The sequence below is a fragment of the Enterobacter cloacae complex sp. 2022EL-00981 genome (genome assembly GCF_028737495.1).
GTDB classification, from domain to species: Bacteria; Pseudomonadota; Gammaproteobacteria; order Enterobacterales; family Enterobacteriaceae; genus Enterobacter; species Enterobacter cloacae.
Map to the genome: position 1 here is coordinate 19611 of NZ_JAQZRK010000008.1, position 14904 is coordinate 34514.

Annotated in this window: 14 protein-coding genes; 7 read left to right on the top strand and 7 right to left on the bottom strand. The window is 58.1% G+C overall.

Annotation, left to right across the window (positions count from 1 at the left end):
* Positions 1-13: 13 nt before the first annotated feature.
* The 5 genes from PUZ33_RS09420 to xthA are packed head-to-tail and all read right to left on the bottom strand — an operon-like array spanning position 14 to position 4808.
* The gene (locus PUZ33_RS09420; RefSeq protein ID WP_013097037.1) at positions 14-634 is read right to left on the bottom strand and encodes an ATP-binding cassette domain-containing protein; all 621 of its coding nucleotides are present in this window, start codon (positions 632-634) and stop codon (positions 14-16) included.
* Complete coding sequence (locus tag PUZ33_RS09425; RefSeq protein ID WP_058681437.1) at positions 634-2163, bottom strand: hypothetical protein; 1530 nt, start codon at positions 2161-2163, stop codon at positions 634-636. The genes PUZ33_RS09420 and PUZ33_RS09425 overlap by 1 nt, the downstream gene beginning before the upstream one ends.
* A complete protein-coding gene (locus tag PUZ33_RS09430; protein WP_376739884.1) occupies positions 2136-3296 on the bottom strand; it encodes an ABC transporter substrate-binding protein in 1161 nt (386 codons plus the stop codon). Before PUZ33_RS09430 ends, PUZ33_RS09425 begins: the two co-directional genes overlap by 28 nt.
* A gap of 15 nt (positions 3297-3311) precedes the next feature.
* Complete coding sequence (locus PUZ33_RS09435) at positions 3312-3995, bottom strand: TVP38/TMEM64 family protein (protein ID WP_013097034.1); 684 nt, start codon at positions 3993-3995, stop codon at positions 3312-3314.
* 6 nt (positions 3996-4001) lie between these two features.
* The gene (gene xthA / locus PUZ33_RS09440) at positions 4002-4808 is read right to left on the bottom strand and encodes an exodeoxyribonuclease III (RefSeq protein WP_013097033.1); all 807 of its coding nucleotides are present in this window, start codon (positions 4806-4808) and stop codon (positions 4002-4004) included.
* Positions 4809-5241: 433 nt separating this feature from the next.
* On the opposite strand from xthA, the gene astC reads away from it, so the two are divergent.
* The 7 genes from astC to ves all read left to right on the top strand — a co-directional run bounded on the left by astC (position 5242) and on the right by ves (position 12939).
* Positions 5242-6462 carry a succinylornithine/acetylornithine transaminase gene (gene astC / locus PUZ33_RS09445; protein WP_029882003.1) on the top strand — a complete coding sequence of 407 codons (1221 nt, stop codon included), beginning with the start codon at positions 5242-5244 and terminating at the stop codon, positions 6460-6462.
* Positions 6459-7493, top strand: a complete 1035-nt coding sequence (astA, locus tag PUZ33_RS09450; RefSeq protein ID WP_058681440.1) for an arginine N-succinyltransferase — start codon at positions 6459-6461, stop codon at positions 7491-7493. Before astC ends, astA begins: the two co-directional genes overlap by 4 nt.
* Positions 7490-8977 carry a succinylglutamate-semialdehyde dehydrogenase gene (gene astD, locus PUZ33_RS09455; RefSeq protein ID WP_013097030.1) on the top strand — a complete coding sequence of 496 codons (1488 nt, stop codon included), beginning with the start codon at positions 7490-7492 and terminating at the stop codon, positions 8975-8977. The genes astA and astD overlap by 4 nt, the downstream gene beginning before the upstream one ends.
* Entirely contained in the window at positions 8964-10289 is a 1326-nt protein-coding gene (astB, locus tag PUZ33_RS09460; protein WP_058681441.1) for an N-succinylarginine dihydrolase, read from the top strand. The genes astD and astB overlap by 14 nt, the downstream gene beginning before the upstream one ends.
* A 10-nt stretch (positions 10290-10299) precedes the next feature.
* Complete coding sequence (gene astE, locus PUZ33_RS09465) at positions 10300-11265, top strand: succinylglutamate desuccinylase (RefSeq protein WP_058681442.1); 966 nt, start codon at positions 10300-10302, stop codon at positions 11263-11265.
* A gap of 337 nt (positions 11266-11602) precedes the next feature.
* Complete coding sequence (gene spy / locus PUZ33_RS09470; RefSeq protein WP_014831529.1) at positions 11603-12094, top strand: ATP-independent periplasmic protein-refolding chaperone Spy; 492 nt, start codon at positions 11603-11605, stop codon at positions 12092-12094.
* A 287-nt stretch (positions 12095-12381) separates the two neighbouring features.
* Positions 12382-12939 carry an environmental stress-induced protein Ves gene (gene ves / locus PUZ33_RS09475; RefSeq protein WP_013097026.1) on the top strand — a complete coding sequence of 186 codons (558 nt, stop codon included), beginning with the start codon at positions 12382-12384 and terminating at the stop codon, positions 12937-12939.
* Here ves and cho read toward each other — a convergent pair.
* Both cho and nadE read right to left on the bottom strand, forming a co-directional pair.
* Positions 12917-13795: an excinuclease Cho gene (gene cho / locus PUZ33_RS09480; protein ID WP_058681443.1), complete on the bottom strand. Its 879-nt coding sequence runs from the start codon at positions 13793-13795 to the stop codon at positions 12917-12919. The genes ves and cho overlap by 23 nt on opposite strands.
* A gap of 181 nt (positions 13796-13976) precedes the next feature.
* Positions 13977-14804: an ammonia-dependent NAD(+) synthetase gene (gene nadE, locus PUZ33_RS09485; RefSeq protein WP_013097024.1), complete on the bottom strand. Its 828-nt coding sequence runs from the start codon at positions 14802-14804 to the stop codon at positions 13977-13979.
* Between the last annotated feature and the right edge of the window lie 100 nt (positions 14805-14904).

Genomic DNA, 14904 nt, shown 5'->3' on the forward strand with positions numbered 1-14904 from the left:
TTGCGTTAGCACATTATTGCCAGCGAGAAATCTCAATCACCTCGCCACCCGGCGGAATATCTTCATCGTCATGCGTGACCAGCACCACCGGGATATTGCGTGCGCGCAGGGCATCAAACACCCATGTCCGAAAGGAGGACCGCAGTGATTTATCAAGGCGGCTAAACGGTTCGTCCAGCAACAACGCCTGCGGCTCGGCAAGCAGAGCCCTTAGCAGGCTCACCCTGGCACGCTCCCCGCCGGACAGCGTGGCCGGATCGCTGGCATAGTGGCGATTTAGCCCGGCTGAATCCAGAGCCTGTTGCACCTTTTCCCGGCGTGCGCGTCCGGTTATTCGCGCCGGTAACGCCAGCAGCAGATTTTGCCCGACGCTGTACTGGTCAAACAGCAGTGCGTCCTGAAAGAGAATACCGATCCCGCGTTGCTCGACAGGCAGCCCGTCACAGCGGCGATCGTCAAGCCACAGCTCGCCCTGCGCCTGAAAGTCGTCAGACAGTGCCCCAACCATCCATGAGAACAGGGTCGATTTCCCGCTGCCGGACGGCCCCATCAGGGTGACAATTTCACCGCGAGGGACATAAAAGTTAACTTCACGGAACAGCGGCGCAATGGTGAGATTGTTGACCTTCAGCATTAACGTAATCCTCGTCGATAATGGCCTGCGAGCCGGGATAACAGTGCGGCAACGCCGAAGACGGCCCCTGTCACCAGCAGAAGCCACAGCGCCCGGTTAGCCAGAATCGGGATGCTGCCGCCGCTGCTGAGCGCCACGGTTTCGGTGGTAAGGGTGCTGAAACGCCCCGCGCCGAGCCAGAGTGTTGGCATGTATTGCGCCATACTGACCGAAAATCCGGTTGCAAACGCCAGCAGCGCGGGGCGCAACAGCAGGGGACATTTGATCAGGCAGAAGACTTTTGTCCGCCGCCAGCCAAGCGTTCTGGCCGTGAGGAGAAGCCGCGGATCGATGCGCCGCCAGGCGGGTTGCATTATCAGCAGCATCCACGGCAACACCCACAGCAGATGGCTCCAGAGCACGGCCGCGTACTGCCCGTCAATACCCAGCCATAACGCCACCCTGTATTGCCCGGAAACCAACGGCAGCGCAGGAAGAGCGAGAGGGAGCCAGACCCACAGCGCACCACGCCGCGGCCCCCATTCCAGCCAAAGCAGTATTATGATCAGGCCTATCAGGCTGGCAAGCAGGCCGAACGATAAACTGGCACGCACGGCGCTAACATCATCCCACTGGGCCAACATCAGCAGCACTCCGGCGCAAAGCATGCCGCATGCGGGGAGGATTCCGCTGAGCATACGGGCGGGCGGCGCGAGGGGGAACGTGCGTCGCACCCCTGTCAGCGCAGGCAACGTGCGACGCCACGCCTTCCAGATACCGAACCCCAGCGCCGAAAGCACGGCCAGCAGCGCGAGCATCAGCAGGCAGAGCAGCATTCCTTTCGTTTGCTGCTGCACGTCGCCCTGGGTCAGCCACTGCCAGGCCAGTACCGCCAGGGTAGGCGGATTCCCCGGCCCCAGGATGATGGCGACATCCACAACAGAGAGGGACCAGGCGAGCACCGCCAGCATTGTGGCACCCAGCGCCGGGGCGATCTCCGGGATCACCAGCCAGCACAGCCGCTGGAGCCGCCCGTATCCCAGGGTCTGCAACACGACATTCTGGCGGGCCAGTCTGGTTTCAGGTAACACCGCATATATCGCCCACAGCACGAAGGCGCTCTCCTTGACGGCGAGAGTCAGCCCCAGCCCAATCCCGTAGCGATCCAACATCGGGGAGCAGCGTGTACAGAGCTGATAAAACAGACCGCCTTCGGCAAAAGTCAGCAACACGCTGGTGGCGAAAGCAACGTGGGGAACGGCCAGCAGCCACGGCAAACGGGTACACAGACGACGCCAGCGCTCACCGGGCCAGAGCGTGGTGACGAAAATCAGGGCGATAAACAGGGCGCCGAGAGTGGCAATCAGCGTGGATACCAGGGTGGCGGCGAGCGCCTGCGGGATCTGCGGGTCGTCAAACAGGCGTTGCCAGTTTTCTGCCGACAGCGCCGGAGTCAACAGCATGGCGGCGGCGGGAACAAGCGGCAGATACACTGCCGCCATCGCCAGCCAGATGAGTGCGCTCAGCGGGTGCCGTAACGACGCAGCCATTCCTGCTCCAGCGCGTTAACCCAGGCTGCGTGTGGCTCCGCAAGCATCCGCGGAAGCCCTTGTGGCGTGTGGGCCTGAAGCTGTTTTGCTTCATCTGCTGGCAGCGTGTTCGCCTGCAGTACGCTCGGATCGCCCCAGATAGCCGGGTCGGCTTTGCGGATCTGCGCCTGAGGTGAGAGCAGGAAATTGGCAACCACCCTGGCCCCCGCACTGGCGCTGGCGTTCGCCGGGATGGCAACAAAATGAACGTTACCGATCATCCCGTTGTGAAAACCAAAGCTGTAGCTGTCGGCAGGCAGTTCACCGCTGGCCACTTTTTGCAGCGCATGTGCCGGGTTAAAGGTCAGCGACAGGCTCAGACTGCCGCGGGCGAGCAGGGTATCCATCCGCGCAGGTGAAGGCGGGAAATCTTTTCCTTCTCGCCACAGCAGCGGGTGGAGTTTGTCGAGGTAGTCCCAGAGCGGCGCGGTAACCTGTGCAAAGGTGTCATCGGGCGCGCGTTTCAGCGCATCGGGTCGGGAGGTGAGCGTGAGAAGTAACTGTTCCAGAAACGCGGTGCCGGTAAAATCAGGCGGACGAGGATAGCTGATTTTACCCGGATGCTGCTGGGCCCAGGCCAGTAATCCCTGCGGGTCTGACGGTGGAGTCGGCATGCTCGCTTTGCGGGCGATAAAGGTAAACTGCGCGCCACCCCACGGAGATTCTGCACCCTCGGTTGGCAGGGCGAAATCTTCCGTGACCGGTTTGCCCGTGTCGACATAACGCCAGTTAGGCAGCGTCTGTGCCCATCCGGTTTGCAGCAGGTTAGCCTCTTTCAGCGTGCGGAAATTCTCACCGTTAACCCACAAAAGATCCACCGAGCCATGGGTCTTACGCCCGGCGGCAGCTTCTGTCTGGATCCGTTTTACCGCATCCGCCGCATCGGCCAGGTGGACAATGTTGAGGTTGATCGCGTAGTGCGTTTTCATCTCGCCGCTGACCCAGTCGAGGTAGCGGTTCACCGCCTGATCGCCTCCCCAGGCGTTAAACCAGACGGTCTGGCCTTTGGCCTGTTGTTGGATAACGTGCCAGCTGTCGGCGGCACACAGAGGGGCGGTCAGCAGCAGACCGGTCAGAAACGCGCAAAAACGCACACGGCGCATAATGCCTCACTTTTTAAACGAAGAGGGGAGTCGGGAAAACAGCCATCGGCTCATCAGCGGTAATAACCCCAGTAGTGTAAAGGCTAACAGCATGCCCGGCGACAGAATATCGCGCAGCGAGGTGATTTTTCCCAGCTCGCGGCCGGCGTTGAGGAAGATAACCGTTGCGGGCAGCATGGCGAGCTGGCTGACCCACCAGTACCGACGCACCCCAATGCGGGTCAGCCCCATCAGCAGATTGACCAGAAAAAACGGGAACAACGGCATCATGCGCAGGGCGAAAAGATACCCTGCGCCGTCACGCGCCATCCCGGCATTCACCGTTTTCATCTGTTGGGCAAACCGTCGCTGAACCCAGTCGCGCAGCAGATAACGGCTGGCAAGCATCGCGAGCGTGGCGCCGAGCGTGGAGGCAAACGACACCAGCAGCGTCCCCTTCCACAGCGTAAATAGCGCGCCGCCCAGCAGGGTCAGTATCGCGGCACCGGGGATAGAGAGGGCGGAAACCACCACATAGAGCGCAAAAAAGATCAGCGCACTTTGCTGCGGGGCGTGTTCGACGCAGGCGAGCAAGGTCTGCTGATGCGTTTTGACGGTTTCAAGAGAGAGCGTGCCCGGAGGAAGAGTGAGCCACGTCAGCATAAAGGCGCCCAGCAGGGCGCACAGTACGACAATTTTTCGAATGTTCACACGGGGTTACAGCTTGAATTTCGCCCACACCGGCGCGTGGTCCGACGGTTTTTCCATGCTGCGGATATCGTAGTCGATCCCGGTTTCAATGCAGCGTTCCGCCAGCGGGGAGCTTGCCAGCAGCAGGTCTATGCGCAGCCCGCGGTTGTCATCAAAGCCTTTTGAGCGGTAATCGAACCATGAGAAGCGATCCTGGGTGTCCGGGTTAGCCGTGCGGAAGGTATCCACCAGACCCCAGCTCAGCAGGCGATCCATCCACTCGCGCTCTTCCGGCAGGAATGAACACTTGCCGGTGCGCAACCAGCGTTTGCGGTTCTCTTCACCAATGCCGATATCCAGATCGGTCGGGCTAATATTCATGTCGCCCATGATCAGCACCGGATTCTCTTTTTTCAGTTCGGTGGTCAGGTAATCCTGCAGATCCTGATAAAACTTCGCTTTCGCCGGGAATTTGGTCTCATGGTCACGGCTCTCACCCTGCGGGAAATAGCCGTTGATCACGGTGATATTGCCGAGCGCTGAAGGAATTTCCGCCATGATGATCCGGCGCTGCGCTTCTTCGCCATCACCCGGGAAGCCGCGGCGGACGGAAACCGGCGTCTCTTTGGTCAGCAGGGCAACGCCGTAATGCCCTTTCTGCCCGTGATAAAAGACGTTGTAACCCAGTTTCACCACCTCTTCGAGGGGAAACATATCGTCGTGAACTTTTGTCTCCTGCAGGCCGATCACATCAGGCTGATGTTGTTCAACAATCGCTTCAAGCTGGTGAGGGCGGGCACGCAGGCCGTTGATATTAAAAGAGACAAATTTCATAGTCGCTGCCAGTGCAAGGTGAATAGTGCATGGATGGTAGCAGAATTTGCGTCGTCTGTTACGGGGATTGACCAATAACTGCGACAGATAATGCCAACGGTGCAATATTTGCACCATTCTGACGCGCTTCGCCCTTAAAAGGGGCGTAAATGGCCGATAAATTTCGCGAGCGATCACAATTCCAGAATTATATTTGGCCTCTGCATACTCTTTCTGATTTTCATGCGGCAAAGCGCCGCTTGTCGTAAAAATATTCACTTTTTATGCACTAACAGTGAATAACTCCATATTGTAACTTATTGATATTCTGTTACCTCCACCCGTTTATGCATTTTTATCGCTGGCTGGCACGAAGGCTGCAATCTACATTCACAGTGCAAACACTCAATTATTTAACATTCAAATAACCTTTTATTTACCGGATGAGGTCGCTATGTCTCTGTCAATTACGCGTGAAAATTTCGATGAATGGATGATGCCGGTTTACGCTCCGGCGGCTTTTATTCCGGTTCGTGGGGAAGGCTCGCGCCTGTGGGATCAGCAGGGTAAAGAGTATATCGACTTTGCGGGCGGGATTGCGGTTAACGCGCTGGGCCATGCACACCCGGCGCTGCGCCAGGCGTTAAACGACCAGGCGGCGAAGTTCTGGCATACCGGGAACGGCTATACCAACGAACCGGCGCTGCGTCTGGCGAAAAAACTGATCGACGCGACGTTTGCGGAGAAAGTCTTTTTCTGCAATTCGGGCGCGGAGGCGAACGAAGCGGCGCTGAAGCTGGCACGCAAATATGCGCACGATAAATTCGGTGTGCACAAGAGCGGGATTGTGGCCTTTAAGAACGCGTTCCATGGCCGCACGCTCTTTACCGTCAGCGCAGGGGGGCAGCCGTCCTACTCGCAGGACTTTGCGCCGCTGCCGCCGGATATCCGCCACGGGGTGTATAACGATCTGCAGTCAGCCCGCGAGCTGATCGACGACACCACCTGCGCGGTGATCGTTGAGCCAATGCAGGGAGAAGGCGGTGTGCTGCCCGCACAAAAAGCGTTCCTGCAGGGGTTGCGCGAACTGTGCGACCGTCACAACGCGGTACTGATTTTCGATGAAGTGCAGACCGGCGTAGGCCGTACCGGTGAGCTGTATGCGTATATGCACTACGGCGTAACGCCGGACGTTCTCTCAACGGCGAAAGCGCTGGGCGGCGGCTTCCCGATTGGCGCGATGCTGACCACCGATAAATTCGCCAGCGTAATGGTCGTGGGCACGCATGGCACCACCTATGGCGGTAACCCGCTGGCAACGGCCGTGGCCGGACAGGTTCTGGATATCATCAATACCCCGGAAGTGTTGAAGGGGGTTAAACAGCGTCACGACTGGTTTGTGGAGCGTCTGAACGCCATTAACAGCAAGACCGGTCTGTTTAAAGAGATTCGCGGCCTGGGGCTGTTAATTGGCTGCGAACTGACGCCGGAGTTTGCCGGAAAAGCTAAACTTATTTCACAGGAAGCGGCGAAACAGGGCGTGATGGTGCTGATTGCCGGTGCCAACGTGGTGCGTTTTGCCCCTGCGCTGATTGTCAGCGAGGAAGAGGTGAGCACCGGTTTAGACCGTTTTGCGCTGGCCTGTGAACGTGTGAAATCCGGGGTGTCATCATGATGGTCATCCGTCCCGTTGAGCGCGGTGATCTCGCCGGGCTCATGCAGCTTGCCGGTAAGACGGGGGGCGGGCTGACCTCGCTTCCTGCCGATGAAAAAACGCTGTCGGCGCGCATTGAGCGCGCCCTGCAAACCTGGCAGGGGACGTTGCCAAAAAGCGAACAGGGCTATGTGTTCGTGCTGGAAGATACCGACACGGGGACCGTGGCCGGGATCTGCGCCATCGAAGTGGCCGTCGGCCTTAACGACCCGTGGTACAACTACCGCGTGGGCACTATGGTGCATGCCTCGAAAGAGCTGAACGTCTACAACGCGCTGCCGACGCTGTTTCTCTGTAATGACCACACCGGTGCCAGCGAGCTTTGCACGCTGTTCCTTGACCCGGCGTGGCGTAAAGAGGGCAACGGGTATCTGCTCTCCAAATCGCGCTTTATGTTTATGGCCGCTTTCCGCGATCGTTTTAACGAAAAGGTGGTGGCCGAAATGCGCGGTGTGATCGATGACAAAGGCTATTCGCCATTCTGGGAGAGCCTGGGCGAGCGTTTCTTCTCGATGGAGTTCAGCCGGGCAGACTATCTGTGCGGCACCGGGCAGAAAGCGTTTATCGCTGAGCTGATGCCGAAACACCCTATCTATACCCATTTCTTAACCCCGGAAGCGCAGGCGGTGATTGGCGAAGTCCATCCGCAAACTGCGCCTGCCCGCGCGGTGCTGGAGAAAGAAGGTTTCCGCTACCGTAACTATGTCGACATCTTTGACGGCGGGCCAACGCTGGAGTGCGACATCGACCGCGTGCGCGCGATCCGTAAAAGCCGACTGGTTAACGTCTCTGAAGGTCAGCCCGCGCCGGGTGACTGGCCGGCGTGCCTGGTGGCGAACGAAAATTACACCAACTTCCGCGCCATGCTGGTGCGTACCAACCCGAAATGTGAACGTCTGGTGCTGACGGCTGCAGAACTGGATGCCCTGAAATGTAATGCCGGCGATACGGTTCGCCTGGTGCGACTCTGCCCTGAGGAGAAAACAGCATGACTTTATGGATCAACGGAGACTGGGTAACGGGCGAAGGCGAACAGCGAGTGAAGACCAATCCGGTCGGCAACGAGGTGCTCTGGAAAGGTAATGATGCCAGCGCCGGGCAGGTTGAACAGGCCTGCCACGCCGCGCGCCGCGCGTTTCCGGCGTGGGCGAAACAGCCGTTCACTGTGCGCCAGGGGATTGTCGAAAAGTTTGCCTCTCTGCTGGAAGCGAATAAAACCGAGCTGACCCGCACGATCGCCCTGGAGACCAGCAAGCCACGCTGGGAAGCGGCGACTGAAGTGACGGCGATGATCAACAAAATCGCCATCTCGGTAAAGGCGTACCATACCCGCACCGGCGAGCAGCATACCGAAATGGCTGACGGCGCGGCCACGCTGCGCCATCGCCCCCACGGCGTACTGGCGGTGTTTGGCCCCTACAACTTCCCGGGGCATCTGCCAAACGGGCATATTGTGCCCGCACTGCTGGCGGGAAATAGCGTCATTTTCAAACCGAGTGAATTAACGCCGCTGACCGGTGAGGTGGTGGTGAAGCTCTGGGAGCAGGCGGGTTTGCCGCCGGGCGTGCTGAACCTGGTGCAGGGCGGGCGTGAAACCGGCCAGGCGCTGAGCGCGTTAAGTGATATTGATGGCCTGCTGTTTACCGGCAGCGCCGGGACGGGCTATCAGCTGCATCGCCAGCTGGCCGGGCAGCCGGAAAAAATTCTGGCGCTGGAGATGGGGGGGAACAACCCGCTCATTGTGGAAGATCCTGATGATATTGACGCAGCAGTCCACCTGACCATCCAGTCGGCCTTTATTACTGCCGGCCAGCGCTGCACCTGTGCGCGTCGTCTGCTGGTGAAGCGCGGGGCGCAGGGCGATGCGTTCCTCAGGCGTCTGGTTGAGGTGAGCGCGCGTCTGGTGCCTGCGACGTGGGATGCCGACCCGCAGCCGTTTATCGGCGGGCTCATCTCCGAACAGGCGGCGCTGAACGTTCTGAAAGCCTGGCAGGACCATGTCTCACGCGGCGCGAAAACCTTGCTGGAGCCGAAGCAGGTTCAGCCGGGCACGTCGCTGCTGACGCCGGGTATTGTTGAGATGAGCGGCGCAAGCAACGTGCCGGATGAAGAGGTCTTTGGACCACTGCTGTGCGTCTGGCGCTATGACGATTTTGACAGTGCCATTGCGATGGCCAACAACACCCGCTACGGCCTGTCGAGCGGTCTGATTTCACCGCAGCGCGAGAAGTTTGATCAGCTGCTGCTCGAAGCGCGCGCCGGGATTGTTAACTGGAACAAACCGCTGACCGGTGCCGCGAGTACCGCCCCGTTTGGCGGCGTAGGAGCTTCAGGGAACCATCGCGCCAGCGCGTGGTATGCCGCAGATTACTGCGCGTGGCCGATGGCGAGCCTGGAAACACCTGCGCTGACGCTGCCGGAAACGCTGAGTCCGGGGCTGGATTTTAGTCAGGGAGATCGCCATGAAAGCGCGTGAAGTCAATTTTGACGGCCTGGTGGGGCTGACGCACCACTATGCCGGGCTCTCCTTTGGTAATGAAGCCTCGACGAAACACCGTTTTCAGGTCTCCAACCCGAAACTGGCGGCAAAGCAGGGGCTGCTGAAAATGAAGGCGCTATCGGACGCGGGTTTTCCGCAGGCGGTGATCCCGCCGCAGGAGCGTCCAAACGTGGCGGTGTTACGTCAGCTTGGTTTTAGCGGTACTGATGAACAGGTGGTGGAGAAAGCGGGAACGCAGACGCCACACCTGCTCTCGGCGGCGAGTTCTGCCTCCTCAATGTGGGTGGCCAATGCGGCGACCGTTGCGCCCTCTGCCGATACGCTGGATGGCAAGGTCCATTTGACGGTGGCGAACCTGAACAACAAATTCCACCGCGCCACCGAAGCGGAGACCACGGAGCGCGTGCTGCGCGCCATTTTCCATAATGACGCCCATTTTGCTGTCCATCCGGCTCTGCCGCAGGTGGCGATGTTTGGTGATGAAGGCGCTGCCAACCATAACCGTCTGGGCGGCGATTACGGCGAACCGGGGTTACAGCTGTTTATTTACGGGCGGGAAGAGGGTGGCCACTCTGCGCCAACCCGCTACCCGGCCCGCCAGACGCTGGCGGCAAGCCAGGCCGTGGCGCGTCTGAATCAGGTCAATCCGTCGCAGGTGATTTTTGCCCAGCAGAACCCGCATGTGATCGACCAGGGCGTGTTCCATAACGACGTGATTGCCGTCTCTAACCGCCAGGTTCTGTTCTGCCACGAGCAGGCGTTTGCCCATCAGGAGAAACTCCTCACCACGCTGCATGAACGCGTGCCCGGGTTTACGCCGATTCAGGTGCCGACGCAGGCGGTGAGCGTGCAGGATGCGGTTGAGACCTACCTCTTCAACAGCCAGCTGTTGAGCCGGGACGATGGCAGCATGATGCTGGTGCTGCCGCAGGAGTCCAGCGATCACCCGGGCGTGTGGCGTTATCTGACTGAACTGGTGAAAGCCGATAACCCGATTGCGGAACTGCGCGTCTTTGATCTGCGCGAGAGCATGGCAAACGGGGGCGGTCCGGCCTGTTTACGCCTGCGCGTGGTGCTGACGCCTGCCGAAATGCAGGCCGTTAACCCGGCAGTGATGATGAATGAGACGCTGTTTAACACCCTGAACGACTGGGTGGACCGCTACTATCGCGACCGGTTAACGCAGGCCGATCTGGTTGACCCGCAGCTGCTGCGCGAAGGCCGCGAGGCGCTGGACGCGTTAACCTCAATCCTGCAACTGGGTTCGGTTTACCCGTTCCAGCGCTAAAGGAGGCGCTATGGAAAATTTACTGGCGCTGACGCTGGCCGACGAAACGCCCTCACAACGTGAGGGAGAGGGGCCCTCATTCCACTGGCGGTGGCTGGGGCGCGGCGTGCTTGAACTGACACCGACCGCCAGGAGTGAACTGTCGCTTCTGCTCTCAACCGGCATTCACGGCAATGAAACGGCGCCCGTCGAGATTGTCGACCTGCTGCTGCGCGCGTTGTATTGCGGTGAGATCGCGCTGCACTGCCGTCTGCTGGTGGTTCTGGGAAACCCGCCTGCGCTGGCGCAAAATAAACGCTATCTGGTGAGCGACATCAACCGCATGTTCGGTGGCCGCTGGTCGCAATTCCCACAAAGTGATGAAACGGCACGGGCGCAGTGGCTGGAGCAGATCGTCACCTCCTTTTTCACCGACGCGGGGCCATCGCGCTGGCATCTCGATCTGCATACGGCGATCCGCGCCTCGTATCACGTGCGTTTTGGCGTACTGCCGCAGCGTAATCAGCCCTGGGAGGAAGATTTTCTGCGCTGGCTGGGGGATGCGGGACTGGAAGCGCTGGTCTTCCATCAGTCGCCGGGGGGGACCTTCACGCACTTTACCTGCGAACGCTTCGGCGCGCTGGCCTGCACGCTGGAGCTGGGAAAAGCGCTGCCGTTTGGGCAAAACGATCTTACGCGCTTTGCCCCGACGCATTTTGCGCTGCGGGCGCTGCTGGGGGGGACGGAGCCGGAGCATACCAGCCAGCCCGTCGAGCGTTATCGGGTTGTGCAGCAGATCACCCGCCGTAGCGAGGCTTTCCAGCTACATATGGCGGCCCACACGCTCAATTTTACGCCGTTTCGCAAGGGGGCATTACTGGCGGAGGACGGCGACGAGCGCTATGAGGTGCAGAAAACAACCGAATATGTGCTGTTCCCCAACCCGTCTGTGGACTTTGGTCTGCGGGCCGGGTTGATGCTGGAAAAAGTGTCCTGATCGTTTCCCCTCCTGTCTGCGGGAGGGGAATATTAAAACTATATTCTTAGCGATTAAGGCGATCGCATTTTCTTTGCAGAATATTCCTGGATAATTGCTTTATTATTAAACGGCAGTTGGTTATACTTCTGCACAATCTCTTAATAATCAGCTTATTGCATATTTTAGTTGCAACTCTCCACGCTTTATCCTTATTTCCTCCATATTTGGCGAAAATTTGTTTTTTACACTTTCATTGTTTTACCGTTGCTCTGACTAATTGACGTTAAACCCCGTAAAGTTAATCTCGTCAACACGGCATAGCGCCGAAGAATAACTGAAAGTAAGGAAATAAATTATGCGTAAGTTTACTGCACTGTTTGTTGCTTCTACCCTGGCTCTGGGCGCTACCAGCATGGCGTTCGCCGCAGATACCGCAACCACCACTGCCGCGCCTGCTGAAGGCAAAATGATGATGCATCACAAAGGCAAGCCGGGTATGCACGAGATGATGATGTTCAAAGATCTGAACCTGACGGATGCGCAGAAACAGCAGATCCGCGACATCATGAAAAGCCAGCGTGATCAGATGAAACGTCCTCCGCTGGAAGAGCGCCGCGCGATGCATGACATTATCGCCAGCGACAGCTTCGATAAGGCAAAAGCCGAAGCGCAGATCGACAAAATGGCTGAGCAGCATAAAGCCCGCATGCTGGCTCATATGGAAACCCAGAACAAGATCTACAACATTCTGACGCCGGAACAGAAAAAACAATTTAATGCCAATTTTGAGAAGCGTCTGACAGAACGTCCGGCAATGGAAGGTAAAATGCCAGCACCAACCGAATAAACGGTTCACTTCTTAAGACCGCCGGGATCCTGTCTACAAAAGCGCAAATGCTGTGGACAGGACCGGCGGTTTTTTCTTTCTTACCCTCTTGTCTGCCGCAACAGGCGCGGTATTCTCCTGTCATCGCTTCAGAGAATTCATGACGTTAGATTTTTTATCAGCGTCCCGCTAAGGCTTGCCCGCTCTGCTGCCGATACTACGTCTGTAACTATTCAATCATAACAAACAAGACAGCAACGATAGCGATATCCTTGCCCTGGCGCTCGTTGCGCCATTCAGGAGTGGTGATGGAGTTCTTTGATATCCGTAAAATGCCGGTCAGTCTCTGGCGCAATGGTGCTGGTGAGACGCGCGAAATTTGTTGTTTTCCTCCCGCGACGCGCGATTTTTTCTGGCGTGCCAGCATTGCGACCATCGCCAGCAATGGCGAATTCTCCTCCTTTCCCGGTGTTGACCGGGTTATCACCCTGCTGGAAGGGGGGGAAGTGACGCTGGATGCCGGTCAGGCGTTTTGCCATACCCTGAAGCACCATCAGCCCTTTTGTTTTTCCGGCGACCAGCCGGTAAAAGCGCTGTTAAGCGACGGGCAGATGTCGATGGACTTCAACATCATGACCCGGCGGGATTGCTGCCAGGCGAAAGTGCGGGTGGCAGACCGCACCTTCACTACCTTTGGCTCACGCGGGGGTGTAGTCTTCGTCTTAAGCGGTGCGTGGCAGTTGGGGGATAAATTGCTGACAGCCGATCAGGGCGCGAGCTGGGAGGAGGGAACCCACACCCTGCGTTTGCTGGAATCGCACGGCAGGTTATTATTCAGCGAAATCAACTGGCTGCCTGGTCATTAAGCACAATAACGTCAAACTCGCCGGTCAGCACGGGCTTACAGAGAATTTTGTAGCCATCATGGTCGAAGCCGGCGGGTGTGCGTAACAGGGTGGCGGCCTCCTGCAGATTATCGACCGCCCCCAGCCAGAACCAGTTATGAACGATGTGGTACTGCGTCATCGTCTCTCCCACCTCTTTTAGCGCAACGGCCCCTTCCCACGGCCAGCACTTCACGCTGATGGCCGCCAGCCCGCCAAGAAGCCGGGCGTGATGATCCTCGACGCTCTCTTTGCCGCAGCAGGCACCCGCACAGCGTTTGAGCGCAGAGCGGAAACAGGCGCGTCCACGGGTGGTGGCCTCCAGCCCCAGCAGGCTATAGCAAAGCTGTTGCTCGTCCGCCAGCGTTTGCAGCGCCTGTAGCGCAGCACGTTTGTTGGCGAACAGGCCGTACAGATTCGGTGCATGGGAAAAATCGACGTCGCGCGCATAGACAACCTGCGGTTTGCCCGCGGTTATCTGCAGCGAGCAGAGCTGACGATTGCGGCGCAGACGCTTATTAAACAGCGGCTGTTGCTCTTTAATTAACCGGGCTTCCAGTAAGAGCGCCCCCATCTCTCCCGCGGTCGGATACCAGCTGATGCGTCGCGACTGACGGAGCATGGCGGCTTCCTCCGGCGTGCGCAGATGGGACAGCACCCGGCTGCGAATATTCACGCTCTTGCCGATATAGAGGGGCAGGGTGTCGCTTTCGCCATGAAAGATGTACACGCCTGGCTGTTTAGGCAATTCCTCAAGCCAGGGGCGGAGATGTTCGGGATATTCATAGATAGCCGCCGCTTCAAACTCAAGACGCGGGGCAGATTGACGCCTGCTCACATACCACTCCATATACTGTTCAGGTATACAGTGTAGCAGGTGTGGGGTGGTTAAAAAAGAGCCGGGTGGCCTGATGCCCTCACCCCGGCCAGGACGTGCGCCCTGATGCCCTCACCCCAACCCTCTCCCACGGGAGAGGGCGCAAACACTAAAAACGGTAACCTGGGTTACCGTTTTGCTTTTATTTCTTCCAGAAATCGTCAAACACGGTAATGGGTGGGCGGCGTTTGTGCTCGGTTTTCAGATACCAGCCTTCGATAATCTTCGCGATACTCTCGTCCAGTTTCTTGCCTTCCAGATAATCATCGATGTTGTCATAGGTCACACCGAGCGCCGCTTCATCCGGCAGGGAAGGGCGATCGTCTTCCAGATCCGCCGTTGGCGCTTTCTTGTATAAATGCTCCGGGCAGCCCAGCGCAGCCAGCAGTTGTTTACCCTGACGCTTGTTCAAACGGAAGATAGGGTTAATGTCGGTGCCCCCGTCGCCATATTTGGTGAAGAAACCGGTGATGGCTTCTGCCGCGTGATCGGTCCCGACAACCACGCCTTTGGTCATGCCTGCAATGCTGTACTGCGCTTTCATACGTTCGCGCGCTTTTTCATTGCCGCGCACAAAATCGCTCAGCTCAATGCCCGCTTCGCGCAGCGCCTGTTCACTCGCCAGCACCGATCCTTTGATATTGACCGTCAGTACGCGGTCTGGCTGGATAAAGGCGATGGCATCCTGACAATCCTGTTCGTCTGCCTGCACGCCATACGGAAGACGCACGGCGATAAACTGCAGCGCTTCATCTCCCGTCTCTTCGCGCAGCTCTGAAATGGCCATCTGGCAGAGTTTGCCGGTCAGCGTCGAGTCCTGTCCGCCGCTGATGCCCAGTACCAGCGTTTTCAGAAACGAGTTCGTTTTTAAATAGGATTTTAAAAAATCAACGCTTCGGCGGATCTCTTCATTTGCATCTACCGCAGGCTTCGCGCCCAGCGCCTGAATAATCTCGTGTTGCAGAGCCATCACGCCCTCCATATGCAGACCATAAACAGAATGTGTTAACTGTTAAAACTAACCCTTCAGGCGTAAAACGACAAGGATCACAGTTTCGAGTGCGCTATTT